Origin of the sequence: Exiguobacterium sp. BRG2 (genome assembly GCF_031844245.1) — a bacterium.
Classification (GTDB): domain Bacteria; phylum Bacillota; class Bacilli; order Exiguobacteriales; family Exiguobacteriaceae; genus Exiguobacterium_A.
Genome location: NZ_JAUZUW010000023.1, coordinates 1 through 2,953, shown reverse-complemented (window position 1 = coordinate 2,953; position 2,953 = coordinate 1). Strand labels below are relative to the sequence as shown.

At 43.8% G+C, this 2,953-nt stretch carries 2 protein-coding genes and 1 riboswitch; both genes read left to right on the top strand.

Translation table 11 applies throughout. From position 1 onward, the window contains the following. Window positions 1-157 precede the first annotated feature (157 nt). Window positions 158-259: riboswitch (purine riboswitch) on the top strand. 135 nt (window positions 260-394) lie between these two features. Next, window positions 395-1,699 carry an NCS2 family permease gene (locus Q9R23_RS15860; RefSeq protein WP_483867097.1) on the top strand — a complete coding sequence of 435 codons (1,305 nt, stop codon included), beginning with the start codon at window positions 395-397 and terminating at the stop codon, window positions 1,697-1,699. Between the two features lie 84 nt (window positions 1,700-1,783). Beyond that, window positions 1,784-2,695, top strand: coding sequence for a proline dehydrogenase family protein (locus Q9R23_RS15855; protein WP_311247420.1), 912 nt, complete (start codon window positions 1,784-1,786; stop codon window positions 2,693-2,695). Window positions 2,696-2,953 lie beyond the last annotated feature (258 nt).

The following is a 2,953-nucleotide window of genomic DNA, read 5'->3' as shown; positions in this document are numbered from 1 at the left end:
GCTTAATTTGACAAACCGTCCTGTAAATTAAAGATAACTCAAAAATAACGCTTACAAAACCGAACGTTCGGATAAAATAAGTGGTTAAATTTCGTTTTTATGGTTGACCCGTGAATTTGAGCATGCTAAGATGTGTCTGTTCTTATTTTTCATACCACTAAAAAAACATAAATAATGCCGTATAATTCTGGGGATAGGGCCCGGAAGTCTCTACAGGAACACCGTAAAGGTTCCTACTACGGCGCACACGCAGCATCGTGCGCTTATTGAAACGGCTTTTACCGCTTAGGTAAGGGCCGTTTTTTGTTTTCAAGGAGACGGCTTATTTGGAAGGAAGGCAATCATGAGCACACAATTGAAACAGCCACACCAACCGAAAGCAAAAGAAAATGCGATTGCGCGTTTCTTTGATTTCAATGGGCTTGGTACGAACATGCGTACAGAGTTCATCGCCGGCATGACGACATTCTTTGCGATGGCGTACATCCTATTCGTTAACCCGAATACATTAGCCGAAGCAGGAATGGATGCAGGAGCGGTCTTCGGTGCCACAGCACTCGTTGCGATCATCGGTTCCGTCACGATGGGGTTACTCGCGAACTATCCAATCGCGCTCGCACCAGGTATGGGACTAAATGCTTTCTTCGCCTATAGTGTCGTCATCGGAATGGGTATTCCGTGGCAAACTGCACTCTCAGGCGTTCTCGTCTCAGGTCTTGTCTTCATGGTATTGACGGCTTCAGGTATTCGTGAGGTCATCATCAACGCAATTCCAGAACCGTTGAAAATGGCTGTTGCAGCAGGTATCGGATTGTTCATTGCATTCATCGGTTTAAAAACAGGTGGTCTCGTCGTTGCGAATGAAGCGACACTCGTTTCACTCGGTGATTTAAGTAAAGGAACAACACTTCTCGCGGTATTTGGTCTTGTCGTATCGGCGATCTTGATGACACGTGGTGTCAAAGGCGCAATCTTCTTCGGAATGATCGTGACGGCGATTGCTGGAATGATCTTCGGTTTGATTCCAGTCCCAACAAGTCTTGGTGAAATCGTTTCAGCACCACCAAGTATCGCACCGACATTCGGACAGGCATTCCTTCACTTCGATGAAATCTTCACGGTTCAAATGATGATTGTCATCCTGACTTTCTTCTTCGTTGATTTTTTCGATACAGCAGGTACGTTGGTTGCAGTAGCAAACCAAGCGGGTCTGATTAAAGAAAATAAAGTACCGCGTGCGGGTCGCGCATTAATTGCTGACTCAACAGCGACAGTAGCAGGTTCGATTCTTGGAACATCAACAACGGTTTCTTACGTTGAATCCAGTGCAGGGGTCGCAGCAGGTGGTCGTTCAGGGATGACCGCAATCGTCACAGCATTGTTCTTCGGTCTCGCTTTATTCTTCTCACCATTACTTGCAATCATTACAGCACCGGTCACAGCGCCTGCATTGATCATCGTCGGTGTATTGATGGCAGCTTCACTGCTTCAGATTGATTGGAAAAAATTCGAGTACGCTGTTCCGGCTTTCTTGACCGTCATCATGATGCCATTAACGTATTCAATCGCAACAGGGATTGCATTCGGTTTCCTCTTCTACCCGGTCACGATGATCGCAAAAGGACGAGCAAAGGACGTACACCCAATCATGTACGTATTATCACTTGGATTCCTCGGTTACTTCATCTGGTTGCACTAATTCAAACTGCGTCTTTCTTCTATATAGAAGAAAGACGTTTTTTTGTTAGGGAGAGGGTAAGGGAGAAGAGAGAGGGTGATTCAGATGTTACAGCAGATTACTGGACCTGTATTCGAGTACTTGGCTGAAAATAAGTTACTGATTCAATTAGCCAGAAAAGTCGGGTTACCACTTGGTGGAACATTGTTCGTCGGAGGGCAGGGCGCGGAAGAGACACTCGACACAGTCAAACAGTTCAATCAAGATGGACGAGCGGCGACAGTAGATTGTTTAGGCGAATTCATCGAGACTGAACAAGACGCAGTAGATATTGCGAATGAATGCATCAAAGTCATCGGACAAATCAAAGCATATGATCTAGATGCACAAGTATCTTTAAAACTTACTTCAATCGGATTAAGGATTGATCCAGATATCGCCTATCAACAGTTGAGTCGTATTGCAGAGGTTGCTGATCAGAGAAATATGCGTGTGACAGTCAACATGGAAGAAGCAACGATGGTTGAGTCGATTGTGCAAATATTTGAACGCGTGCATGAACGATATCCAAACGTCGGAATTGCGCTACAGGCAAATGTATTCCGTAGTCGTTTTGATCTAGAACGTCTTCAGGCAACAGTACGTATCGTCAAAGGGGCATACGATGGAGACGATGAACTCTATATTCAACCGAAGAAGACAGTCGATGAGACATACCTTCAATTAGTAAAAGTCAATTTGTTAAATGGGAACTACACGCAAATCGCGACACATGATGAACAGATCATTCAGCAAATCATTGACTTTACTCAAATGAAACAAATTGATCCATCACGGTTTGAATTTCAAATGCTTCAAGGCATGCGACCGAAACGACAACAAGAGTTAGTTCGACAAGGTTATCGTGTCGTTATCTACGTTCCGCATGGCGTGGACTGGTATACGTATTTGATGAGACGGTTAGCGGAACGCCCAGTGAATATCGCGTTTACAGTAGGAGCCATGTTAAGAAGGTAAAGACTTTGCGAAGAGGAGTTAAACTCTTTGCAAAGTTTTTTTGAAATAATGCTTGTGTTTGTCGAATTTTGTTGTTATATTAATAAATGTTCCAGCGAGACGCCTTTTATAAACGGTTCGTTGGGGCTGAAAAGTTTTTTAAAAAGCATGGTTGACATAAACAAAACAACCTGTTAATCTATTAAAGTCGCTAAGGCGGCAGACGAACTTTGAAAACTGAACGATGAGGCAAAAATCGTATTCTACGGAATACAAAAA